The following is a 21041-nucleotide window of genomic DNA, read 5'->3' as shown; positions in this document are numbered from 1 at the left end:
GATGGCCGAGCGCAACGGCGTGACCTTGGGCCTGGCCGAGCTCATCGAGATGCGCCATCGGATGGTCGAGGTGCAGCTGTTTTCCGCCGCCGGACGGCGCAGCCCGCTGATCGGCCTGCACCACTCCCGCCTGCGCGGGCGCGGCGTGGACTTCGACCAGGTGCGCGCCTATCAGCCCGGCGATGACGTGCGCGCCATCGATTGGCGCGTCACCGCCCGCACCCGCGAGCCCCATACCAAGCTGTTCCACGAAGAACGCGAGCGGCCGGTCTATCTCCTGCTGGAACAGAGTCCGCGCACCTTCTTCGGCACACGCCAGCAATTCAAGTCGGTGCTGGCCGGGCGCCTGGCCGCGTTGATCGGCTGGGCGGTGCTGGAGCACAACGACCGCATCGGCGGCATGATCTTTGGCGGCGAGCGCCTCCATGAGGTGCGCCCGCGGCGCAGCAAGCAGAATCTGCTGCGCTTCTTCGACCACCTGATCAACGCCAACCGGGCGCTGCAGGATCCGGCCCTGGCCCAGGTGCCACGCATCACCTTCAACCAGGTCCTGCGCCGTGCCCGCGAGGTGCTGCGCCCCGGCAGCCTGGCGCTGGTGATCTGCGACGAGCGCAGCCTGGACGTGGCCACCGAGCAGCACCTCACCCTGCTCTCGCGGCACAGTGATCTGGTCCTGCTGCCGCTTTCCGATCCGCTGGATCACGAATTGCCCCAGGCCGGCCTGCTGCGCTTCACCAGCGGTCCGGCGGAAGTGGAGCTGGACACCGACCGCGCCGACGTGCGCCACGGCTATGCTGAGCAGGCCGCGCAGCGCCGCGCACGCTGGACCGAACTCAGCCTGCGCCTGGGCATTCCCCTGCTACCGCTCTCCACGGCGGACGATCTGGTCGAGCAGTTGCGGCATCTCCTGCGCCAGCACCGTCCGGGGTACACCTCGTGACCCCCGGCCTGCCGAATCTGGAGCCGCTGCGGTTGCCGCCGGAGCCGGCGTTCTGGCCACCGGCGCCGGGCTGGTGGCTGCTGCTGCTGATCGTGGTAGCCCTGGGCTTCTTTCTGCGCCACCGCCATGGCCGGCGGCCGCTGGTCAGCGCGCCCCTCGCCGAAGCGACCACCGAAGAGGATCTGCGTACCACCGCCCTGGCCGAACTGGCCCGTCTGCCGCGCCCCTATGGCGCGCCGGCAGGACCCTGGTTGCAGGCGCTGAATGCCCTGCTCAAGCGCCTCTGCCGCGCCAGCTATCCGGATCAGCTCAGCCAGACCCTGAGCGGCCGCGACTGGCTGGCCTTTCTCGATTCACGCTGTCCGGCCGCCGGCCTGACGCGCTACATGATCCTGGTCGACGGCGGCTATCGCCCCGACTGCCGGCTGGATGACCGCGCCATCGACGGCCTGCAGGACGCCGTCGCCACCTGGATCCGCAAGCATGTTTGAATTCGCCTGGCCCTGGTTGTGGCTGCTGCTGCCGCTACCCTGGGCGCTGCGCGTGCTCCTGCCGGCGGCCGACAGCGGCCAGGCGGCCCTGCGGGTGGAATTCCTCGGTGAACTCGAACACCTGGGCGGCCGCACCCGCCACACCGGCGGCCTGAGCGGCGCCCGCCGACTGCTGCCCTTTCTGCTGGGCTGGCTGCTGATCCTGGCCGCCGCGGCGCGACCACAATGGGTGGGACCACCCCAGCCGCTGGACGTGAGCGGTCGCGATCTGCTGCTGGCGGTGGATGTCTCAGGCTCGATGGACACCCCGGACATGCAACTGGGCGACGAGAACGTCAGCCGCCTGAGTCTGGTCAAGCAACTGCTCGGTCGCTTCATCGACAGCCGCCAGGGCGATCGCGTCGGCCTGATCCTGTTCGGCTCCCAGGCCTATCTGCAGGCACCCCTGACCGCCGACCGACGTACCGTGCATGCGCTCCTGGAAGAAGCCCAGATCGGCCTGGCCGGGCGCAACACCGCGGTGGGCGACGCCGTGGGCCTGGCGGTCAAGCACCTGCGCAAGCGCCCGGACAACAGTCGCACCCTGATCCTGGTCACCGATGGCGCCAGCAACGGTGGCGTGGTGACGCCCGAGGTGGCGGCCAGCCTGGCGGCCAGCGAGCGGGTACGCGTCTATACCCTGGGCATCGGCGCCGACCCGGACACCCTGGGCGCCGGCGCAACACCCAGCGATCTCGACGAACCCATGTTGCGCCACCTCGCCGAAGTCACCAACGGCGCCTATTTCCGGGTGAGATCCAGCACCGAGCTGGCCGCCGTGTCGCGCCAGCTCGATCGTCTCGAACCCATCCGCCAGCAGCCGGACCAGGCTCGCCCCACCCGCGAACTCTATGCCTGGCCGCTGGCCGGGGCGCTGCTGCTCGGCCTGGCCCTGGCGCTTGGCCGCCTGCCATGGCCGCCGCGCTGGCCGCGTGGAGGCAGGGTCCGATGAGCGACTGGCTGCCGCTGTTCCTGCGCCCCTGGTGGCTGCTGGCCCTGTTGCCGGTCGCCCTGGTGATCGGCTCGCTGCGTCGGCGCCGTCATCGCCACGGGCGCTGGCAGGCGCTGCTGCCTCCGGCGCTGCAACCCTGGCTGCTCAGCGACGGCGATCGCCAGCGCTCGCCCCTCGGGCTGGTGCTGCTGGGGCTGGCCGGGGTGCTGGCCTGTCTGGCCCTGGCCGGTCCCAGCTGGCAGCAGGGCGAAGCGCAGAACTTTCGGCGCAACGATCCACTGGTGGTGGTCTTGGCACTGACGCCCGATCTGCTCGCCACCGACGTCACCCCCAATCGCCTGCTGGCCGTGCAGCGCAAGCTGCAGGACCTGCTCAAGGCGCGCCAGGACGGCGAGACCGCCATCGTCGTCTATGCCGGCAGCGCCCACACCCTGGTGCCCCTGACCGACGACCTGCCGACCATGGACAACCTGCTCAAGGCGCTGCGGCCGTCGATCATGCCAGTGCCCGGTCAGCGCGCCGACCTGGGTATCGGCCAGGCCCTGGAGCTGCTCGGCCCGGCGCCCAGCACCAGCGCCCGGCTGCTGCTCATCGCCAGCGACCTGGATGACCGCGAGCGGCTGGGCCTTGCGCGCCAGCTGCAGGGTCGGCTGCGCCAGCTGGCGATCCTCGGCCCGGGTACGCCCCAGGGGGCCCCGGTGGCCGCCGAGACCGGCAACTACCTGAGCGATGCCGCCGGCGGCATCCGCATCGCCCGCCTGGCCGAAGGCCGCCTGCAGGACGTCGCTCGCGAGCTGGGCGGGCGCTATCAGCGCCTGCAGCGTGACGACAGCGACCTGCGCCGCCTCGGCCTGCTGGAGCGACCCGACGATGTGCGGGCCAGCGAGGGTCAGGGGCCTTCCGACTGGCGCGACCAGGGTTACCTGCTGCTCCTGCCCCTGCTCGTCCTGGTCGCCTGCGGCGCGCGCCGCGGCTGGCTGCTGTGCCTGCCCTTCTGCCTGTTGCTGACGCCGCCCCCGGCCCAGGCCGGCAGCTGGGACGACCTCTGGCTGCGTCGCGACCAGCAGGCCCTGCAGCTGCTGGCCGACGAACAGGCTGGCGCGGCCGCCGACCTCTTCAGCGACGAGCGCTGGCGCGGCGTGGCGCTCTATCGCGCCGGCGACTTCAGCGGCGCCGCCGCGGCCTTCGCCCGGGATCCCTCGGCGGACGGCCACTACAATCGCGGCAATGCCCTGGCCATGGCCGGACGCCTGGACGAGGCCCTGCGCGCCTACCGGGCGGCGCTGGTGCTGCGCCCCGATCTGACCCCCGCCCTGCGCAATCGCAACCGTCTCGAACGCCTGCTCGCCCAGCGCGCCGCGGCCCAGGCCGAGGCCGCCGCCCGTAGTCGCCAGGCCCAGAGCGCCAGTCAGAGCAGCGCCCAGGCGGACGAGCCAGCCAGCAGCAGCACCCCGCCGTCCACCGCGGCCGCCGCGGCCAGCCCGCAGCAGCAGGCCCAGGCCGGCGCGGACTGGCTGGTCAGTCCGTCCTATGCCGAGGACCCCCTGGCGGAAGAACAGCGGCAGGCGGCCGAACAGTGGCTACGGGAGATTCCCGACAACCCGGCCGAGCTGCTGCGCCGCAAGTTCTGGTACCAGCAACAACAACGCGAGGAGAACGCGCTGCAATGAAGGCCTATCCCTTGCTGCTGCCCCTCGCGCTGCTCGCGCCCCTGGTGCAGGCGGCGGACCTCAGCGCCCGCCTGGAGCGCACTCAGCTCAGCCAGAACGAGACGCTCGAACTCATTCTCGAGACCACCGATCCGGCGCAGTTCGGCAAGCCCGATCTCGGCCCGCTGGAGCAGGACTTCCGGGTGCTCGGGGTCCGCCAGAACAGCCTGCCGCCCGGCGAGCGGGTGACCACCCGCTGGAACGTCACCCTGCAACCCAAGGCCAGCGGCGCCCTGACCATTCCCGCCCTGACCCTCGACGGCGCCCGCAGCCAGCCGCTGACTGTCACCGTCGAAGCCAGCGCCGCCAAACGCCAGGCCCGCGAACCTGTCTATCTGGAAGCCTCAGTGGAGCGCACCCGGCTCTATGTGCAGGCGGAAACCATCCTGACCATTCGCCTCTACCACGCCGTGGCGCTCTATGACGACCATGTGCTCACCCCGCCCAATCCCAGCGAGGCGCGGGTGGATCTGCTCGGCACGCCGCAGGTCTACGAGCGTGACGTCGAGGGTGTACGCCATGGCGTGATCGAGTGGCGCTACGCCATCCATCCGCTGCAGAGCGGCACCCTGGTACTGCCGCCCCAGACCTTCAGCGCCACCCTGGCCGGCGGTCTCGACGACAGCTCCAGGGCCGGCCAGCCGATCCAGCTGCGCACGCCGGCCCTGACCCTGGAAGTCCTGCCACAGCCCGCCAGCTATCCGCCACAGACGCCCTGGGTGCCGGCGCGCAATCTGACCCTGACGCAACAATGGAATCCCGCACCGGAGGAAGCTCGCGAAGGCAGCGCCCTGACCCGCACCCTGCAGGTGCGTGCCGAAGGCCTGGCCCCCGGTCAGTTGCCCCCGCTGGTACTGCCGGAGACCGAGGGGGTGAAGCGCTATGCCGAGCAGCCGCGGCTGTCCATGCAGACCCAGGCGCGCGGGCTGGTCGGGCAACGCGAAGAGCGTGTCGCCCTGATTCCCACCTCCACGGGTGACAAGGTGCTGCCACCGGTGGAGGTGGTCTGGTGGAACACCGAGACCGAGACCCTCGAGCGCGCCACCCTGCCCGCCCAGACCCTGGTGGTCGCCGAGGATCCGACGCTGCAGCCGGTGGCGGCAGCCGCGGCCAAGGTCACCGTCAATGACCGCGGCCTCTGGCGCTGGCAGCTGGCGACGGCCTTCTTCGCCCTGACCACCCTGCTCGGCTTCGGCCTCTGGTGGCGTGCCCGCCGGCAGCCGGCGGTCCTGCCGGCGGTGCCCGATCTGGACAGCCGCCTGCAGCGCGAAGAGCTGCGCCGCGCCTGCCAGAGCAACGACCCCCACGCGACCCGTCATGCCCTGGACGCCTGGGCGCGGCAGCAGCCGGAGACCCTGGCGGCCATGGGCGCCCGCTTCGAACCCCTGGCCGCAGCCCTGGATGATCTCAACGGCGCGCTCTACAGCGAAGCCGGTCAGCGCTGGCAGGGCGAGACGCTATGGCAGGCGATCAATGCCCTGCCGCCGCTGACGCCCGAGGCCGTGCACGACACCCTGCCGCCGCTCTATCCGCGCTGAGCGGCTTCTTCGACACGCGCCAGGCGTTCTTCGAGGGCGGCGATCCGGGCTTCCAGAGCCTCCAGTCGGCCTTCGCGGCCGCCCGTGGACGAGCTGTTGTCGGAAGCGCTGCCCAGCTGGGCGACCTGGGCGTCGCGTTCCGCGGCGTTGCCGAACAGATGCAGATAGCGCTCTTCGCGCTGGCCGGGCTGCCGACCCAGGCCGGTAGCCAGGCCACGGGCGATCAGCCGCTCCAGGTGGTGGCGTACCTGCTCGGTGTCGTCGAAGGCATGCATCCGGCCGCTGCGGGCCAGCAATTCGCCCAGGGTCTGGGGCCCGCGCAGGAACAGCAGCGCGCAGAGTACCCACTGGGGCGGCGGAAGCTCCAGGGCCTTGTCCAGGCGCTGTTCCCAGCGATCCGCCCGGCTGCCCATGACCAGGCGCGCCAGGCCGCGTTCTTCCAGGCGCCGCAGCCCCTGTCCCACCTCGCCCGGGGTCAGGTTGAGCACCGGCTCGCGGCTGGTCTTCTGGTTGCAGGCCAGCACCAGTGCATTGAGGGTCAGGGGATAGCTTTCCGGCGTGGTCAGCTGCTTTTCGATGAGGCTGCCGAGAACGCGGATCTCGTTGGCCTCCAGCGGCTCTTCGGCAAAGGCGGGGGTGACTGCTTGGCTCATGGCGGACTCCGCTTGGATGACGCGCCAGCCTAGCCTGCCCTCAGCGCCGTCGCCACTGCGGCAGCCCGATCAACACCACGGCGCCGACGATGACCAGCATGGCCAGCATCTCCGCCGGCCCGATCCGCTCACCGACGAACAGGGTGCCCAGCAGCACCGCCACCACCGGATTAACGTAGGCATAGCTGGTAGCGGCCGCCGGTCGTACCCGTCCCAGCAGATAGAGATAGGCGCTGAAGGCGATCAGGGAGCCGAACACCACCAGATAGCCCAAGGCCAGCCAGCCGCCCAGGGCCGGCCAGTGCTGCAGGCGCTCACCGCTGAGGTAGCTGGCGCCGAGCAGCGCCGCACCGGCCACCAGCATCTCGACAGCGCTGGCCATGGCTCCCCGCGGCAACGGCAGGTAGCGACTCCAGATCGAGCCGAAGGCCCAGGCCGCCGCGGCGAGCAGGATCACCGCCGCACCCAGGGGCGTGGCGCTCATGGTATCGCCCAGGTTGAGCAGGGCGATCCCCACCAGCCCCAGGGCGATGCCGGCCCATTCCAACAGAGTATTGCGCTGTCCCCAGAGCAGGCCGAACAGCAGGGTGAACAGCGGCACCGTGGCGATCGACAAGGCCGCGATGCCGGAGGTCACGCCCCAGTGCTCGGCCAGGGTCACGCCGCCGTTGCCGACGCCCAGCAGCAGGATGCCGATCACCGCCGCCGCGCAGGTCTCCCGCGCCGTCGGCCAGGGGGTCCCGCGCAGCCGCAGCCAGCCCAGCAGCAGGCTTCCGGCGATCAGAAATCTCAGCCCCGCCATCAGCAGCGGCGGCCAGTGGGCCACGCCGATGCGGATCACCAGATAGGTGGAACCCCAGACCACATAGAGCGCGAAAAAGGCCGCCAGCAGGGGCAGCCAGCTGGGTAGGCGCGGCGCGAGGCAGGGCGAGGCGGGGGTGTCCATGCGCGAGGGATTCCTGAGGGGTCAGGCAGCCATTGTAGGAGCGCACGACGGGACGGCTAAGATACAGTCAGGGGATAAAGGGCCCGACCAGGCTTTGATTCAGCAGACTTTAGGAGCAAAGACCTTCGATTCGAAGGCAGGGGAACGGACATGGACCATATCGATCGCCGCCTCATCGACCTGCTGCTGGTGGAGGGCCGCGCCAGCTACGCGGATCTGGGTCGCCGGCTGGGACTCTCCGCGCCGGCCATCGCCGAGCGCATCGCCAAGCTGGAAGACGCCGGGATCATCACCGGCTATGGGGCCCGTATCGATCGCCGCGCCCTGGGCTACGGCACCGAATGCCTGATTTCCCTGCGCCTGCACAGCACCAGTCAGGGCCCGGTACTGAAGAAGCTGGAGGCCCTGCCCCAGCTGCTCGCCTGCCACCGGGTCACGGGTGAAGACTGTCTGATGCTGCGCGTCGCCGTACGCGACATGGGCGAACTGGAGAGCCTCATCGATCAGCTGACCCAGTTCGGCATGAGCCGGACCGTGGTGGTGCTGTCGACGCCCTTCGAGCGACCTCTGCCGCTCATGCCGGGCTGACGGCGCGCAGAAAAAAGCCCCAGCGCCTCGCGGCACCAGGGCTGGCGGAGCGCGACGCCCCGTCAGATGAAGGAGTCGTCGTCGCCACTGTCGTCGAAGAAGCCGCCACCGCCGCCGGTATCGCCATAGTCGGCGGCGTCCTGGAAGCCCCCGTTATCCTGATAGCCGCCGGCGTCCTGGAATCCGCCGCCATTGTCGTAGCTGGCGTTGTCCGCCCAGCCTCCCTGGGAGCCGGCATCGGCCAGGCCCTGGTCGGCAGCCGGGGTCTCGTTGATGACGTTGACGATCTCCTCGGGCTGCGAATGGTGGAACAGACCCGAAATCGCCTGCGCCGCCAGCACGCCGCCGGCTACCCCGGCCGCGGTCTGCAGCGCACCACCCATGAAACCGCCCATGCGCGAGGGCGCTGCCTGAGGTGCGCCATAGCCGGGGGCGGGCTGGGCATAGCCGGGGTTGGGTTGGGCATACCCCGGATTGGCAGGCCGTGACGCGGCCGGACCCGGGTCATTCCAGCCACGCGACGGCGCCGCGTTGGCCGGTGCCTGACCACCCGCTGGCTGGCTGCTACCGCCACCGAAGAGGCTGGACAGGAAGCCGCCGCTGCTCGGGCGATTCTGCTGGACCTGGGCCATCTGGCTTTCCAGCTCCCGGACGCGCTGGTCCAGCCGCTTGATGGCGGCTTCCTGGATCAGCATCGCCTGGGCCATGTAATAGGGCGCCGCGGGCTGCTCGCGCAGGCGCTGCTGGATCAGCGCCTCGGCTTCCCGGTCACGGGGCGCGGTCTGGGCTTCCGTGGTCTTGAGACGGTCGAACAGACCTTCGATCAGCTGGCTTTCTTCGCGTTGCATGATGACCCTCCCGCAGACGGTCTACTGGCGGCCTTCCCTGGGGAACGGCCTGGATGTCGAAAGGCGCAAGGCTGCGCGCTGTTATGCCAGATAAAGGCGCAGCGGTTGCTTTTCAAGTTGCGTTCGCACGGCATTCAGCACAGGTTCAGCCAGAGGTCCACTGGCGCCCTTCCCATCTGAAGAGCCGCCCTGCCAGGGAGTTCCGGCTGGGCGTCCAGGACTGGACAACCGGCCGGCGCTGCGGGAGTCTGAGTCTTTGCCCGCGAGGCCTGCGCATGCCGCCCCTGCTCATCCTGATCGACCAGCAACAGGGCATCCGCGCCCCGCACCTGGGCCCACGCAACCACCCCGAAGCCGAGCAGCGCCTGGCCGAGCTGCTGGCGGCCTGGCGCCAGGCCCGGGCGCCCCTGCTGCATGTCCGGCACCTGTCGCGCGATCCGCATTCGGTGTTCTGGCCAGGGCAGCCCGGCGTGGAGTTCCAGCCGGCCCTGGCGCCGCTGCCCGGCGAGCCGGTGTTCGACAAGCAGGTCCCCGACGCCTTCGCCAACAGCGGGCTGGAGCGCTGGCTGCATCAGCGCGGCATCGCCTCGCTGCTGATCTGCGGCGTGGCCAGCGAGAATTCGGTGGAGGCCACGGCGCGCAGCGCCGGCAATCTGGACTTCACCACCTGGGTCGCCGAAGACGCCTGCTACACCTTCGCCAAGACCGACTTCGCCGGGCGGCCCCGCAGCGCCGAGGAGGTCCATGCGATGGCCATGGCCAACCTGCACGGCGAGTACGCCACCGTCACTTCCACCGCGGCCATGCTCGAACGCCTGCGAGCGAGCGGGTCGCCCTGCTAGACTGCCCCCCTGCCCGTCTGGAAGCGTTGCATGAACCCTGTCGATATCCTGCGCGACTCGCTGTCCTTCTTTGCCCGCAATCTGCGCCCCCTGGCCGTCCTCGCCCTGCCCTGGCTGCTGCTCGAAGCCCTGCTGCGCTATCAGGTGCTGGAGCGCTTCGGCGCCAACGGCGGCCTGTGGGACATGCTGGTCAGTCTGCTCTGCTATCCGCTCTACACCGCCGCGCTGCTGATCTTTCTGGAGGCGCGTACCCAGGGCAACACCCCGCGCCTGAGCGGCGTGTGGGGCGCCGCGCTGCTGCTCTGGCCGCGCTTCGCCGTCCTTGCCGCCGTGACCTCGGGGCTGGTGATGCTGGGCTTTTCGCTGTTGATCGTGCCGGGCTTTCTGATCATGGCCAAGCTGGCCTTTGCCGAGAACCTGCTGGTCCTGGAGGGACGGGCGCCGCTGGACGCCCTGCGCGGCAGCTTCCGGCTGAGCCGCGGGCATTTTTTCACCCTGCTGGCGTGCATCCTGGCCACGGTCCTGCCGGCCTGGCTGCTCGACGCCTGGATCACCCGGCATTTCGCCGAGGCCGCGGTGCCGGAGATCGTGCTGCAGACGCTGTCGGGCTTCCTGCAGCTGATCCCCAGCATCGCCGTCTACCGCATCTACATGCTGGTCAGGCAGAACGCCTGACCAGGTCACTCACCACATCAGGTCGTCCGGCACCTGGTAGGCCGCGTAGGGATCATCCGGATCCGGCTCGCCGCTCTGCACGTTGAGCAGCACCACCCGCTTGGGATCGCGCTCCTGGATGCGTTCGGCGGTAGCCCGGGGCACCACCTCGTAGCGACCTTCGTAGCGCACGATGGCCAGACTGCCCTTGCTGAGCTTGTCTCTCATCATGACGTTGACCGACAGGCGCTTGACCTTCTTGTCGTCGACGAAGTTGTAGTAGTCCTCGGTGGTCAGCTTGGGCAGGCGGCTGGTTTCGATCAGCTGCTTGATCTGCGCCTGCTCGGCCTTGCGCTTCTTCTTGTCTTCCTGAGCGCGATTGAGCTCCTGGTCCTTGGCCAGTTTTTCCGCCTGGGCCTGCTGGACGGCCAGCTCCTGGGAGCGATCCTTTTCCGCCTGCCCGCGATGCTCCATGCGGTTCTGCTTCTGCTTCTGCTTGACGGCCTGCTTGGCCTGCTTTTCATTGACCAATCCGGCTTTCAGCAGCTGGTCGCGTAGGGACATGCTCATCGATACGACTCGTCTAGATCATCCAAGGGGGCGCAGCTCGGAAGCGGCCGCGCGCCAGGGTGTCCATCCTGCGCAGCCGACGAACCGAGTGCAAGCCTTTCTCTGGGGTGAAATAATGCGGTCATGACCTATCCGCCCCTGGTTCGGGCGCTGCCGATCACAATTCGCCCATGATTACCTTAGCGATCGTCCTGCTCTTCGTCGCCAGCGTGCTCTTCGTTCACCTTCGCGGACGCGCTCGCCTGCCCTTCCTGCGCCAGCTGGTCAACCACTCGGCGGTGTTCGCGCCGTACAACGCCCTGATGTACCTGTTCTCCAGCGTGCCGTCCAAACCCTATCTGGATCGCAGCCGCTTTCCCGAGCTGGATGTGCTCAAGGACAACTGGCAGGAGATTCGCGTCGAGGCCCTGCGGCTGTTCGACGAGGGCTACATCCGCGCGGCGGAAAAGGACAATGACGCCGGCTTCGGTTCCTTCTTCAAGAAGGGCTGGAAGCGCTTCTACCTGACCTGGTACGGCGAGCCGCTGCCCTCCGCCCAGACCCTCTGCCCGCGTACCGTCGAGCTGGTGCGGCAGATCCCCAACGTCAAGGGCGCCATGTTCGCGCTGCTGCCGGGCGGCAGCCACCTGAATCCCCATCGCGATCCCTTCGGCGGCTCGCTGCGCTACCACCTGGGTCTGGCCACGCCCAACTCGGATGCCTGCCGCATCTATGTCGACGGCCAGCCCTATGCCTGGCGCGACGGCGAGGACGTGATGTTCGACGAGACCTATGTGCACTGGGTGAAGAACGAGACCGACCAGACCCGGGTCATCCTCTTCTGCGACGTCGAGCGGCCTCTGCGCAACCGCTTGCTGACCCGCGTCAACCAGGCGGTCAGCCGCTTCCTGGGCAGCGCCACGGCGCCGCAGAACGTCGAAGGCGAACGCGTCGGCGGCATCAACCAGGCCTATGCCTTCAGCAAGAGATTCGGCGATCGTATCGGTGGCGGCGTGAAGAAATTCAAGCGGCGCCATCCCAAGGCCTATCGCATCGCCAAGCCGGTGCTGGCGGTGCTGGTGGTGATCGCGCTCTACCACTGGATCGTCAGCTGAGCCGGCGATCCCGCGCCGGTGGCGTCAGCGGCTTTTAGCCGGAACGCTGCTGGCGCTGTCGATGCAGCCGGGCCACCAGCTCGGCTTCGGCCTGGGAAAGCCCACAGGCCTGGGTGAGATCGTCGGCGCTGGCGCCCAGTCCCACCAGGCGCGCCGCCTGGGAAAACGACAGACTGGTAGGGTCGCTCTGCTCGATCTGGGTCAACCGATCGGGCAAAGGCGCCACCACCTTGGCCAGTCCCTGCACCTGTTCACCCATGCGTACCTGCCCGGCCTGGTAGGTTTCCAGGCGCTTGAGCAGGATCTGCATGCGCTTGTCGACCAGGGCCTCCCGCTCGGCCAGCTTGGCCGCCTGCTGCTGCTGGCGTTGCCAGAGCAGCCAGCAGCAACCGCCGAGGCCGGCACAGGCCAGCCCCAGGGCAACGCTGAGCAGGATCAGCCCGACGAGCATCAGATGCTTTCCAGCTCCGACCACTCTTCTTCGGTCATCAGTTTGTCGAGCTCGACCAGGATCAGCAGCTCGCCGTTCTTGTTGCAGACACCCTGGATGAACTTGGCGGATTCGTCATTGCCGACGTTCGGTGCGGTCTCGATCTCCGACTGCCGCAGGTAGACCACCTCGGCCACGCTGTCGACCAGGATGCCAACGACCTGCTTGTCGGCCTCGATGATGACGATACGGGTGTTGTCGGTGACCTCGGTGGGCAGCAGACCGAAGCGCTGACGGGTGTCGATCACCGTCACCACGTTGCCTCGCAGGTTGATGATGCCCAGCACATAGCTCGGCGCACCCGGGACCGGAGCGATTTCGGTGTAGCGCAGGACTTCCTGGACCTGCATCACGTTGATGCCGTAGGTCTCGTTATCCAGGCGGAAGGTGACCCATTGCAGGACCGGATCTTCGGAACCCTGTGCGGACGTTTTTTTCATGTTCCCTAGCCTCGTCAAATACCGCACGTGCGGCGAAGCGGGCGAACCCGCCGGTTAGTTGCAGCGAGCAGCCCTAGCGACGGCCACCCACCACCTGTTCAGCGAGCGCCGCCACATCCAGCAGCGCACACATCTGATCGATCACCGTACCGGCCAGCCAGGGCCGGGTGGCACGCTGATTCCGCCATTTGACCTCGGCGGGATCCAGACGTACCGAATGGCTGACGCCGTGCACGGCCAGGCCCCAGTCCAGGCCTTGCAGCGATATCACGAATTTCAGCCCCTCGCGATAGTCGTCACGGTAACGCTCGGGCATCACCCAGCGCGCCGCGTCGAGCACACGCAGATTGCCTGCCTGGCAGGGTAGCAGGCCCAGGAACCAGTCTGGCTGACCGAACAGCGGCGTCAACTCTTCGTCGGCCAGCGGATAGATGGAACCCAGGCACACCAAGGGGGCGGCCAGGGTCAGGCCGGCGACGTCGAACAGCAGGCATTCGAAGGGCTCTTCACCCCACTCCGGGCGACCGTCCAGCTGCACGGCGCTGGGCGGTACGCCAGCCGCTGCCACGGGCTGGGTCGCCGGGGTACCCACGGCGATGCCTTCCACCGCCGGACGCGCCGGTTCGGCGACCGGTGCCAGTTCGGGGACGCGCCAGTCCAGTTCGATATCGGTTTCGGGCGCCGGCAGCGGCTGGGGTGCAGGCAGCAGCACCTCGGGCAGGACGCGCTCGGCCAGGGCGACCGCGGGACGCCGGGCGGCCAGCGGCACGACCCGCGGTTGCCGTGCGGCATCCCGCTCGAGTTCTTCGCGTACCGCGGCGGCGAATTCGTCTTCGCTCACGCTGGCGATCGGCGCGGCCGGCACCACCACGGGCGCCACGACAGGCGCGGCTTCGGCAGTCGGCAGTTCCAGGAACGCGTCCAGCAGCAGGGCATCGAGATAGCCCTGGAGGACACGCTGAGGACGATTGTCGAGGGACGTCGGTTGGCTCATGGCGATCTACGTAGGTGAGTTGTCCAGCCTATCGGCCGGCGAGGTGGAAAACTTGAATCAGGCGACCTGGCTGCTGGGCGCACCTTCGAGCAGATGCCGCAGCAACGCCCGGTAGGCGATGACGCCGCGGCTGTTCAGCTCGTAGCGCGACGGCACCTGACCGGAGCGGCTGGCATCGCGCAGCCGGGTATCGATGGGGATGAAGGCTTGCCACAGCTGGGCCGGATAGGTGTTGCGCAGGACCTTGAGCGTGCCGATGGAGGCCTGGGTGCGGCGGTCGAACAGGGTCGGCACTATGGTGTAGGGCAGCGCCTGCTTGCGCGAGCGGTTGATCATGGTCAGGGTGTTGACCATGCGTTCGAGCCCCTTGAGCGCGAGGAATTCGGTCTGGGTGGGAATCACCAGATGCTGGCTGGCCGCCAGGGCATTGACCATGAGTACGCCGAGCAGCGGCGGACTGTCGATCAGCACGTGATCGAAGTCGTTCCACAGCTGCGCCAGGCTCTTGGAGATCACCAGCCCCAGGCCGCTCTGGCCCGGCGACTGCCGCTCCAGGGTGGCCAGGGCCGTGCTGGACGGCAGCATGGACAGCTGCGGATGGCTGGTGGGCAGCAGCAGCCGCTTCGGCAGCCCTTCCGGAACCTGACCCCCGTGCTGGAACAGGTCGAACACGCTGTGTTCGAGGCTGTCCGGATCCTGACCGAAATAGCTGGTCAGGGAACCGTGGGGATCGAGATCCACCAGCAGGACGCGCTTGCCCTCATCGCCGAGCAACCCGGCGAGGGCAACGGTGGTGGTGGTCTTGCCCACCCCACCCTTCTGATTGGCGACAGCCCAGACTCTCATGTGCAGACTTCCTCCCGACGACACGACCAGCCGGGTCAAGGTGCCGGCGTAGCGGCCGGCGACGAAGATTTGACAGGCGCCGCGTTGGGCGCCGGTTCTCCAGGCGATGCTGCAGATTGTGTGCCAGTCGACGGATTTTGCAAGGTGCTCTGCGGCCGGAACAGGTCGAGATTGCGTGAGATCAGCAGCACCACCCGCCGATTGCGGGCGCGGTTGACGTCACTGGTGTTGTCGACCACCGGCTGATAGGCGCCATAGCCCACCACGGCCAGGCGCTGGGGCGCGATGCCATTGCCGATCAACAGGCGCACGATACTGGCGGCCCGGGCTGCCGACAGCTCCCAGTTGGTGGGATACAGCGCCGTGCTGATCGGCCGGTCGTCCGTGTAGCCCTGGACCTGAATCGGATTCTTGAAGGGTGCCAGAATCTTGGCCACCTTCTCCATGAGGCCGAAGGCGGGATTGCTCGGCAGGGAATCGCCACTGGCGAACAGCAGGTTGGAGCTGAGCTCGATTTCCAGCCACATCTCGCTGGCCTTGATGTTCAGCTGATCGCCCGCGATGAGATCGCCGAAGGTGGCCCGCACACTGTCGGCGATCTGCTGCAGCGGATCGCTGGGGGTGCCCTTGGCCGGCTGGGCGGCGCTGGCGTCCATCACCGTCGGCGTCACGCCAGCGGGACGCTGATCGCCGAGGGGGATGGGTTTGAGCGAACGCTCCGGCTGACTGAAGATGCCCGACAGGCTGTCCGAGAGCACCTTGTACTTGCTTTCGTTCAGCGAGGAGATGGAATACATGACCACGAAAAAGGCGAACAGCAGGGTGATGAAGTCCGCGTAGGAGACCAGCCAGCGTTCGTGGTTCTCGTGCTCTTCGGGACGGCGGCGGCGACGAGGCATGCGGCGTCCTCCTAATCTAGAAAACCTTGCAGCTTCATTTCGATGGAGCGGGGATTCTCGCCCTCGCCGATGGACATCAGCCCTTCCAGCAGCATTTCCCGGTAGCGGGACTGTTGCTGAGTCAGCGCCTTGAGCTTGTTGCCAACGGGCAGCAACAGCAGGTTGGCGAAGCCGACCCCATAGATGGTGGCGACAAAGGCCACGGCGATGCCGCTGCCCAGTTGCGAGGGATCGGCGAGATTCTGCATGACGTGGATCAGGCCCATCACCGCGCCGATGATACCCACCGTGGGCGCATAGCCGCCCATGGCCTCATAGACCTTGGCGGCGGCGATGTCGCGGTCTTCCTGGCCGTAGAGGTCCACCTCGAGGATGCTGCGCAGGGCTTCGGGCTCGGTGCCGTCCACCAGCAACTGCAGGCCCTTGGCGGCATAGGGATCAGCTTCACGGGCGACCAGGGGTTCGAGCCCCAGCAGGCCTTCCTTGCGTGCCACGTTGCTCCAGTTGACCACCTTGCGGATGCCGCCGGTGAGGTCCAGCCGCGGCGGTATGAACACCCAGGCCAGCATGGTCAGGGCACGACGCAACACCGGCAGACGGGTCTGCAGCAGGACGGCACCCAGGGTGCCGCCCACCACGATCAGCGCTGCAGGGCCATTGGCCAGGGCGGTGAAGGAGCCGCCCTCCAGCAGGTTGCCACCCATGATGGCGGTAAAGGCCAGCAGGATGCCGATGAGACTGAGCACGTCCACGTTCAATGCCCTTCTGGCCGGAGAACGCCTGCCGTCACGAACAGGCCTCGGTCAGGTGCCGGCCGATGTCGTCCAGGCCATAGATGGCGTCGGCCAGATTGGCCTTGGCGATGGCCATGGGCATGCCGTAGATGACGCAACTGGCCTCGTCCTGGGCCCACACCTGGCTACCGGACTGCTTGAGCATCCGGGCGCCTTCGCGGCCGTCGGCCCCCATGCCGGTCAGGACCACCGCCAGCACCTTGTCGGCATAGGCCTTGGCCGCGGAGCCAAAGGTCACGTCGACGCAGGGCTTGTAGTTGAGGCGTTCGTCACCGGGCAGGATCTTCACCATGCCGCGGCCATCCACCATCATCTGCTTGCCACCCGGTGCCAGCAGGGCCAGGCCCGGACGCAACTGGTCACCGTCCTCGGCTTCCTTGACGCTGATGCGGCAGAGCTTGTCCAGGCGCTCGGCGAAGGCCTTGGTAAAGGCGGCAGGCATGTGCTGGATCAGCACCAGAGGCGCCGGGAAATTGGCTGGCAGCTGGGTGAGCACCCGCTGCAGAGCCACCGGCCCGCCAGTGGAGGTGCCGATGGCCACCAGGCGATAGTGCTTGCGCTTGGGCGGCGTCGATGCTGGCGCGGCGGGCGCATGACCGGCTGCGGTACTGCTGGGCGCCGCTGGACGCGCCGCGGGGCGAGCGGTAGCCGGCGCGGCCGAGACACCTGCGGGCGCTGCCGGCGCGACGCTGGGCGCCACGGCGAAGCGCCGGTTGGACCGGGCGATATGATGGATCTTCTCGCACAGCAGCTTTTGCACGCTGGCCGGATTGCGCGAGATGTCCTCGAAATTCTTGGGCAGGTAGTCGACCGCGCCGGCATCCAGGGCGTCCAGGGTGACCCGGGCGCCTTCGTGGGTGAGCGAGGAGAACATCAGCACCGGGGTCGGGCACTTCTGCATGATGTGGCGGACCGCGGTAATGCCGTCCATCATCGGCATCTCGTAGTCCATGGTGATGACATCGGGTCGCAGTGCCAGAGCCTGGTCGACCCCTTCGCGCCCGTTGCTGGCCGTGCCCACCACCGAGATGTTGGGATCGGCCGCCAGGATCTCCTTGAGCCGACGCCGGAAGAAGCCGGAATCGTCCACCACCAGTACTTTTACCGGCATACGTTGAAACTCCTAACCTTGGGCGGCGCAGGCCACCCGATGGCGCCGGGCACGGGCCCGACGCCGCTCGTACCCGACCGACTCAGAGCCCGCGACGGGCGTAGCGCTTGAGCATGCTGGGCACATCGAGGATGAGCGCGATGCGGCCGTCGCCGGTGATGGTCGCCCCGGACATGCCGGGCGTTCCCTGCAGCATCTTGCCCAATGGCTTGATGACCACCTCTTCCTGGCCCACCAGTTGATCGACCACGAAGCCGATGCGCTGGGTGCCGACCGAGAGGATCACCACATGCCCTTCCCCCTGCTCCACATGGGCCGCATCGGGCACCAGCCAGCGCTTGAGGTAGAACAGTGGCAGCGCCTTGTCGCGCACCACCACCACTTCCTGGCCGTCCACCACGTTGGTGCGGGACAGGTCGAGGTGGAAGATCTCGTTGACGTTGACCAGCGGGAAGGCGAAGGCCTGGTTGCCCAGCATCACCATCAGCGTCGGCATGATCGCCAGGGTCAGGGGGACCTTGATGACGATCTTGGAGCCCTGGCCCTTGGTCGAGAAGACGTTCAGCGTGCCGTTGAGCTGGCTGATCTTGGTCTTGACCACGTCCATGCCCACACCGCGACCGGAGATGTCGGAGATCTCGGCCTTGGTGGAGAAACCCGGGGCGAAGATCAGGTTGAAGCACTCGGTCTCGGTCAGGCGATCGGCCGCGTCGCGGTCGAGCAGCCCTTTTTCCACGGCCTTGTTGCGCAGCAGATCCGCGTCCATGCCCTTGCCGTCATCGGAGATCGACAGGAGGATATGATCGCCTTCCTGCTCGGCGGAGAGCACTACGCGCCCCGCGCGGGACTTGCCGTTCTCTTCACGCTCGGCCGGTCCTTCGATGCCGTGGTCGACCGCGTTGCGCACCAGGTGCACCAGCGGATCGGCTAGGGCCTCGACCAGGTTCTTGTCCAGGTCGGTTTCTTCGCCGACCAGTTCCAGGTTGATCTCTTTCTTCAGGCTGCGCGCCAGATCGCGGACCAGGCGCGGGAAGCGACCAAAGACCTTCTTGATCGGCTGCATCCGGGTCTTCATGACCGAGGTCTGCAGATCGGCGGTGACCACGTCGAGGTTGGACACGGCCTTGGCCATGGCTTCGTCGCCGCTGTTCAGACCCAGGCGTACCAGGCGGTTACGCACCAGCACCAGCTCGCCGACCATGTTCATGATCTCGTCCAGCCGCGCGGTGTCGACCCGCACGGTGGTCTCCGCCTCGCTGGTGGGACGCTCGGCAGGCGCGGCGGCTGCCGGCTTGGGCACTGCGGCCTCGGCCACCGGCGCCGGTTTCGGCGCAGGTGCGGGAGCCGCCGGCTGAGGTGCGGCCACTGGTGCCGGCACAGCGGCCACCGGGGCGGCTACCGCTTCCGCGGCTGCCGCGGGACCACTGAACTTGCCCTTGCCATGCAATTCGTCGAGCAGGGATTCGAATTCATCGTCGGTGATCTCGTCACCGCTCGCTGCGGCTGCCGGAGCCGCTGCGGCCGGGGCTGCAGCAACGGGTGCCGCGGCTTCGCTCGCGACAAACTTGCCCTTGCCGTGCAATTCGTCGAGCAGGGCTTCGAATTCATCGTCGGTGATCTCGTCGCCACCCGCCGCCGGCGCAGCAGGCGCTGCCGCAGCTACCGGCGCCGCGGGCGGCGCTTCGCTGAACTTGCCCTTGCCATGCAGCTGATCGAGCAGGGCTTCGAATTCGTCATCGGTGATGTCGTCGCCACCGGCGGCCGCCGGCGTTTCCGCTGCCGCGCTCGGCTCGCTGCCCAGGGCGTCGAGCAGATTCTGGAAATCGGCATCGCTCAATTCCGGCTCGGCCGCCGCAGCGGCGACCGGAGCGGGTTCTGCCGCCACGACCGGGACGGCAGCCACGGGCGCAGCCGGGGCCGGTGCCGGCTCGCTGCCAGCGGGTTCAGCCAGGCGGGCCAGGGCCGCCAGCAATTCGGGCGAGGCCGGCGTCGGCTCTTCGCGCTCACGGACCTGACCGAACATCTCGTTGACGGAATCCAGTGCCTGCAGCACCACATCCATCAGCTCGGCATCCACGCGGCGTTCGCCCTTGCGCAGGATGTCGAAAACGTTTTCCGCGATATGGCAGCACTCGACCAGGGTATGGAGCTGCAGGAAACCGGCGCCGCCCTTTACGGTATGGAAGCCACGGAAAATGGCGTTCAGCAGATCCATGTCATCCGGGCGGCTTTCCAGCTCGACCAATTGTTCGGACAACTGTTCGAGAATCTCGCCGGCCTCTACCAGGAAATCCTGGAGGATCTCTTCATCGGCGTCGAAGCTCATTCCTGCACTCCCCAAGAGGGTCTGGGTCAAAAGCCCAGACTGGATAGAAGATCGTCGACGTCGACCTGAGCGGCCACGACGTCTTCACGCTTATCGGCATGAATCTGCGGACCTTCACCCTTCATCGTCTTTTCTTTTCGATTCTGTTCGATCAGCGCGGTGTGATCGTGACTGAAGCCGGTATAGCGATCGACCTGGCTGGCCATCATCACCAGCTTGACGAGGTCTTTCTCGATCTGCCCGACGAGATTGACCACGCGCTTGATCACCTGACCGGTAAGGTCCTGGTAGTCCTGCGCCAAGAGGATGTCGTTGAGCTTGGCCGACAGTTGCTCGGCGCTGCTCTCGCTGTGACTGAGGAAGGCATCGACGCGCTTGGCCAGCTCGCGGAATTCGTCCGCGCCCATTTCCCGGCGCATGAACTTCTTCCAGTCGGCATGCACGGCCCGGGCTTCGTCACCGAAGTTGCCTACCAGCGGGGCGCTCTCCTCCACCAGATCCATGGTCCGGTTGGCGGCGTTCTCGGTCATCTTCACCACGTAGGAGAGACGATCGGTGGCATCGCTGATCTGGGAGACTTCCTCGCCGGCCATGCCGCGCGGATCGATCTCGAAGTTGACGATGGCGTTGTGCAACTCGCGGGTCAGCTTGCCGACTTCCTGGTAGAGACCCCGGTCGCGCAACTGGTTGAGTTCATTGATGACGTGCACGGCCTGAGTGAAATCGCCGCTTTCCAGGCATTTCACCAGCTCTTGGGCGTGCTGTTTGAGATTCGACTCGAAGTCGCTGAAGCTGTTGGAGCCAAGCTGATCCATAACGTCCCCGCGGCTTTCTTCAGCCGTTCACCCGCTCGAAGATCTTGTCGATCTTTTCTTTCAGCACCTGGGCGGTGAAAGGCTTGACCACATAGCCGTTCACACCGGCCTGAGCGGCTTCGATGATCTGCTCGCGCTTGGCTTCGGCGGTCACCATCAGCACTGGCAGGGTCTTGAGGCGCGCATCGGCGCGCACCTGGCGCAGCAGGTCGATGCCGGTCATGCCGGGCATGTTCCAGTCGGTGACGAGAAAATCGAAGTTGCCGCTCTGCAACATCGGCAGCGCGGTGTTGCCGTCGTCCGCTTCGGCGGTATTGGTGAATCCCAGATCGCGCAGCAAATTCTTGATGATGCGTCTCATCGTGGAAAAATCGTCCACGATGAGGATTTTCATGTTCTTGTCCAAGTCGACCTCCGTCCTAATCCGCACACACGCCATGAGGCGCGTCTAAGCAATCGTAG

Annotated in this window: 23 protein-coding genes; 9 read left to right on the top strand and 14 right to left on the bottom strand. The window is 67.5% G+C overall.

Annotation, left to right across the window (positions count from 1 at the left end; genetic code table 11):
* Position 1: 1 nt before the first annotated feature.
* From EC839_RS02590 to EC839_RS02570, 5 genes are read left to right on the top strand one after another with little or no spacing between them, the layout of a single operon-like run.
* On the top strand, positions 2 to 940 hold the full coding sequence (locus EC839_RS02590) for a DUF58 domain-containing protein (RefSeq protein ID WP_132832086.1): 939 nt from the start codon (positions 2 to 4) through the stop codon (positions 938 to 940).
* The gene (locus tag EC839_RS02585; protein WP_132832085.1) at positions 937 to 1431 is read left to right on the top strand and encodes a DUF4381 domain-containing protein; all 495 of its coding nucleotides are present in this window, start codon (positions 937 to 939) and stop codon (positions 1429 to 1431) included. Before EC839_RS02590 ends, EC839_RS02585 begins: the two co-directional genes overlap by 4 nt.
* Positions 1424 to 2422, top strand: coding sequence for a VWA domain-containing protein (locus EC839_RS02580; protein WP_132832084.1), 999 nt, complete (start codon positions 1424 to 1426; stop codon positions 2420 to 2422). The genes EC839_RS02585 and EC839_RS02580 overlap by 8 nt, the downstream gene beginning before the upstream one ends.
* Entirely contained in the window at positions 2419 to 4092 is a 1674-nt protein-coding gene (locus EC839_RS02575; protein WP_132832083.1) for a tetratricopeptide repeat protein, read from the top strand. Before EC839_RS02580 ends, EC839_RS02575 begins: the two co-directional genes overlap by 4 nt.
* Positions 4089 to 5669, top strand: a complete 1581-nt coding sequence (locus EC839_RS02570; protein WP_132832082.1) for a BatD family protein — start codon at positions 4089 to 4091, stop codon at positions 5667 to 5669. Before EC839_RS02575 ends, EC839_RS02570 begins: the two co-directional genes overlap by 4 nt.
* On the opposite strand, the gene EC839_RS02565 is transcribed toward EC839_RS02570, so the two are convergent.
* On the bottom strand, positions 5657 to 6322 hold the full coding sequence (locus tag EC839_RS02565; RefSeq protein WP_132832081.1) for a YceH family protein: 666 nt from the start codon (positions 6320 to 6322) through the stop codon (positions 5657 to 5659). The genes EC839_RS02570 and EC839_RS02565 overlap by 13 nt on opposite strands.
* A 40-nt stretch (positions 6323 to 6362) precedes the next feature.
* Positions 6363 to 7268 carry a drug/metabolite exporter YedA gene (gene yedA / locus EC839_RS02560; protein WP_132832080.1) on the bottom strand — a complete coding sequence of 302 codons (906 nt, stop codon included), beginning with the start codon at positions 7266 to 7268 and terminating at the stop codon, positions 6363 to 6365.
* A gap of 150 nt (positions 7269 to 7418) precedes the next feature.
* Here yedA and EC839_RS02555 point away from each other — a divergent pair, with 150 nt between their 5' ends.
* Positions 7419 to 7856, top strand: a complete 438-nt coding sequence (locus EC839_RS02555) for an Lrp/AsnC family transcriptional regulator (RefSeq protein WP_132832079.1) — start codon at positions 7419 to 7421, stop codon at positions 7854 to 7856.
* Positions 7857 to 7918: 62 nt separating this feature from the next.
* On the opposite strand, the gene EC839_RS02550 is transcribed toward EC839_RS02555, so the two are convergent.
* The gene (locus EC839_RS02550; RefSeq protein ID WP_132832078.1) at positions 7919 to 8704 is read right to left on the bottom strand and encodes a DUF2076 domain-containing protein; all 786 of its coding nucleotides are present in this window, start codon (positions 8702 to 8704) and stop codon (positions 7919 to 7921) included.
* Positions 8705 to 8979: 275 nt separating this feature from the next.
* Between EC839_RS02550 and EC839_RS02545 the strand changes: the two genes are divergently transcribed.
* Complete coding sequence (locus EC839_RS02545) at positions 8980 to 9546, top strand: cysteine hydrolase family protein (RefSeq protein WP_132832077.1); 567 nt, start codon at positions 8980 to 8982, stop codon at positions 9544 to 9546.
* 30 nt (positions 9547 to 9576) lie between these two features.
* Complete coding sequence (locus EC839_RS02540; protein WP_132832076.1) at positions 9577 to 10221, top strand: YciC family protein; 645 nt, start codon at positions 9577 to 9579, stop codon at positions 10219 to 10221.
* A 9-nt stretch (positions 10222 to 10230) separates the two neighbouring features.
* Here EC839_RS02540 and EC839_RS02535 read toward each other — a convergent pair whose 3' ends face one another.
* Positions 10231 to 10770, bottom strand: a complete 540-nt coding sequence (locus tag EC839_RS02535; protein ID WP_027597961.1) for a DUF2058 domain-containing protein — start codon at positions 10768 to 10770, stop codon at positions 10231 to 10233.
* Between the two features lie 170 nt (positions 10771 to 10940).
* Between EC839_RS02535 and EC839_RS02530 the strand changes: the two genes are divergently transcribed.
* On the top strand, positions 10941 to 11864 hold the full coding sequence (locus EC839_RS02530) for an aspartyl/asparaginyl beta-hydroxylase domain-containing protein (protein WP_115946553.1): 924 nt from the start codon (positions 10941 to 10943) through the stop codon (positions 11862 to 11864).
* A gap of 34 nt (positions 11865 to 11898) precedes the next feature.
* Here EC839_RS02530 and EC839_RS02525 read toward each other — a convergent pair whose 3' ends face one another.
* The 10 genes from EC839_RS02525 to EC839_RS02480 form a co-directional block, all read right to left on the bottom strand.
* Positions 11899 to 12315: a DUF2802 domain-containing protein gene (locus tag EC839_RS02525; protein WP_007160356.1), complete on the bottom strand. Its 417-nt coding sequence runs from the start codon at positions 12313 to 12315 to the stop codon at positions 11899 to 11901.
* A complete protein-coding gene (locus EC839_RS02520; RefSeq protein ID WP_007160357.1) occupies positions 12315 to 12794 on the bottom strand; it encodes a chemotaxis protein CheW in 480 nt (159 codons plus the stop codon). The genes EC839_RS02525 and EC839_RS02520 overlap by 1 nt, the downstream gene beginning before the upstream one ends.
* Positions 12795 to 12867: 73 nt before the next feature.
* Complete coding sequence (locus EC839_RS02515) at positions 12868 to 13788, bottom strand: chemotaxis protein CheW (RefSeq protein ID WP_132832075.1); 921 nt, start codon at positions 13786 to 13788, stop codon at positions 12868 to 12870.
* A gap of 57 nt (positions 13789 to 13845) precedes the next feature.
* On the bottom strand, positions 13846 to 14634 hold the full coding sequence (locus EC839_RS02510; RefSeq protein ID WP_059315534.1) for a ParA family protein: 789 nt from the start codon (positions 14632 to 14634) through the stop codon (positions 13846 to 13848).
* 35 nt (positions 14635 to 14669) lie between these two features.
* The gene (gene motD, locus EC839_RS02505) at positions 14670 to 15533 is read right to left on the bottom strand and encodes a flagellar motor protein MotD (protein WP_132832074.1); all 864 of its coding nucleotides are present in this window, start codon (positions 15531 to 15533) and stop codon (positions 14670 to 14672) included.
* Positions 15534 to 15544: 11 nt separating this feature from the next.
* Positions 15545 to 16285: a flagellar motor protein gene (locus EC839_RS02500; RefSeq protein WP_132832073.1), complete on the bottom strand. Its 741-nt coding sequence runs from the start codon at positions 16283 to 16285 to the stop codon at positions 15545 to 15547.
* Between the two features lie 34 nt (positions 16286 to 16319).
* Positions 16320 to 17438 carry a chemotaxis response regulator protein-glutamate methylesterase gene (locus EC839_RS02495; RefSeq protein ID WP_132832072.1) on the bottom strand — a complete coding sequence of 373 codons (1119 nt, stop codon included), beginning with the start codon at positions 17436 to 17438 and terminating at the stop codon, positions 16320 to 16322.
* A gap of 82 nt (positions 17439 to 17520) precedes the next feature.
* Positions 17521 to 19764 carry a chemotaxis protein CheA gene (locus EC839_RS02490; RefSeq protein ID WP_132832071.1) on the bottom strand — a complete coding sequence of 748 codons (2244 nt, stop codon included), beginning with the start codon at positions 19762 to 19764 and terminating at the stop codon, positions 17521 to 17523.
* A 26-nt stretch (positions 19765 to 19790) separates the two neighbouring features.
* On the bottom strand, positions 19791 to 20579 hold the full coding sequence (locus tag EC839_RS02485; RefSeq protein ID WP_007160364.1) for a protein phosphatase CheZ: 789 nt from the start codon (positions 20577 to 20579) through the stop codon (positions 19791 to 19793).
* A 19-nt stretch (positions 20580 to 20598) separates the two neighbouring features.
* Positions 20599 to 20973: a chemotaxis response regulator CheY gene (locus EC839_RS02480; protein WP_169853335.1), complete on the bottom strand. Its 375-nt coding sequence runs from the start codon at positions 20971 to 20973 to the stop codon at positions 20599 to 20601.
* Positions 20974 to 21041 lie beyond the last annotated feature (68 nt).

The organism is Pseudomonas sp. JUb52 (genome assembly GCF_004341115.1).
Taxonomy (GTDB): Bacteria; Pseudomonadota; Gammaproteobacteria; order Pseudomonadales; family Pseudomonadaceae; genus Chryseomonas; species Chryseomonas oryzihabitans.
The sequence above is the reverse complement of the archived record's forward strand: the minus strand, read 5'-3'. Positions and strand labels throughout refer to the sequence as shown.

Bases quoted from the DNA above. Each gene is read 5' to 3' on its own strand.
- EC839_RS02565 (WP_132832081.1), bottom strand. From the start codon at position 6,322: ATGAGCCAAGCAGTCACCCCCGCCTTTGCCGAAGAGCCGCTGGAGGCC.
- EC839_RS02540 (WP_132832076.1), top strand. From the start codon at position 9,577: ATGAACCCTGTCGATATCCTGCGCGACTCGCTGTCCTTCTTTGCCCGC.
- EC839_RS02520 (WP_007160357.1), bottom strand. From the start codon at position 12,794: ATGAAAAAAACGTCCGCACAGGGTTCCGAAGATCCGGTCCTGCAATGG.
- EC839_RS02485 (WP_007160364.1), bottom strand. From the start codon at position 20,579: ATGGATCAGCTTGGCTCCAACAGCTTCAGCGACTTCGAGTCGAATCTC.
- EC839_RS02575 (WP_132832083.1), top strand. From the start codon at position 2,419: ATGAGCGACTGGCTGCCGCTGTTCCTGCGCCCCTGGTGGCTGCTGGCC.
- EC839_RS02495 (WP_132832072.1), bottom strand. From the start codon at position 17,438: ATGCCGGTAAAAGTACTGGTGGTGGACGATTCCGGCTTCTTCCGGCGT.
- EC839_RS02525 (WP_007160356.1), bottom strand. From the start codon at position 12,315: ATGCTCGTCGGGCTGATCCTGCTCAGCGTTGCCCTGGGGCTGGCCTGT.
- EC839_RS02545 (WP_132832077.1), top strand. From the start codon at position 8,980: ATGCCGCCCCTGCTCATCCTGATCGACCAGCAACAGGGCATCCGCGCC.
- EC839_RS02590 (WP_132832086.1), top strand. From the start codon at position 2: ATGGCCGAGCGCAACGGCGTGACCTTGGGCCTGGCCGAGCTCATCGAG.
- EC839_RS02570 (WP_132832082.1), top strand. From the start codon at position 4,089: ATGAAGGCCTATCCCTTGCTGCTGCCCCTCGCGCTGCTCGCGCCCCTG.
- EC839_RS02530 (WP_115946553.1), top strand. From the start codon at position 10,941: ATGATTACCTTAGCGATCGTCCTGCTCTTCGTCGCCAGCGTGCTCTTC.
- EC839_RS02490 (WP_132832071.1), bottom strand. From the start codon at position 19,764: ATGAGCTTCGACGCCGATGAAGAGATCCTCCAGGATTTCCTGGTAGAG.
- yedA (WP_132832080.1), bottom strand. From the start codon at position 7,268: ATGGACACCCCCGCCTCGCCCTGCCTCGCGCCGCGCCTACCCAGCTGG.
- EC839_RS02555 (WP_132832079.1), top strand. From the start codon at position 7,419: ATGGACCATATCGATCGCCGCCTCATCGACCTGCTGCTGGTGGAGGGC.
- EC839_RS02550 (WP_132832078.1), bottom strand. From the start codon at position 8,704: ATGCAACGCGAAGAAAGCCAGCTGATCGAAGGTCTGTTCGACCGTCTC.
- EC839_RS02510 (WP_059315534.1), bottom strand. From the start codon at position 14,634: ATGAGAGTCTGGGCTGTCGCCAATCAGAAGGGTGGGGTGGGCAAGACC.
- EC839_RS02535 (WP_027597961.1), bottom strand. From the start codon at position 10,770: ATGAGCATGTCCCTACGCGACCAGCTGCTGAAAGCCGGATTGGTCAAT.
- EC839_RS02580 (WP_132832084.1), top strand. From the start codon at position 1,424: ATGTTTGAATTCGCCTGGCCCTGGTTGTGGCTGCTGCTGCCGCTACCC.
- motD (WP_132832074.1), bottom strand. From the start codon at position 15,533: ATGCCTCGTCGCCGCCGCCGTCCCGAAGAGCACGAGAACCACGAACGC.
- EC839_RS02515 (WP_132832075.1), bottom strand. From the start codon at position 13,788: ATGAGCCAACCGACGTCCCTCGACAATCGTCCTCAGCGTGTCCTCCAG.
- EC839_RS02480 (WP_169853335.1), bottom strand. From the start codon at position 20,973: ATGAAAATCCTCATCGTGGACGATTTTTCCACGATGAGACGCATCATC.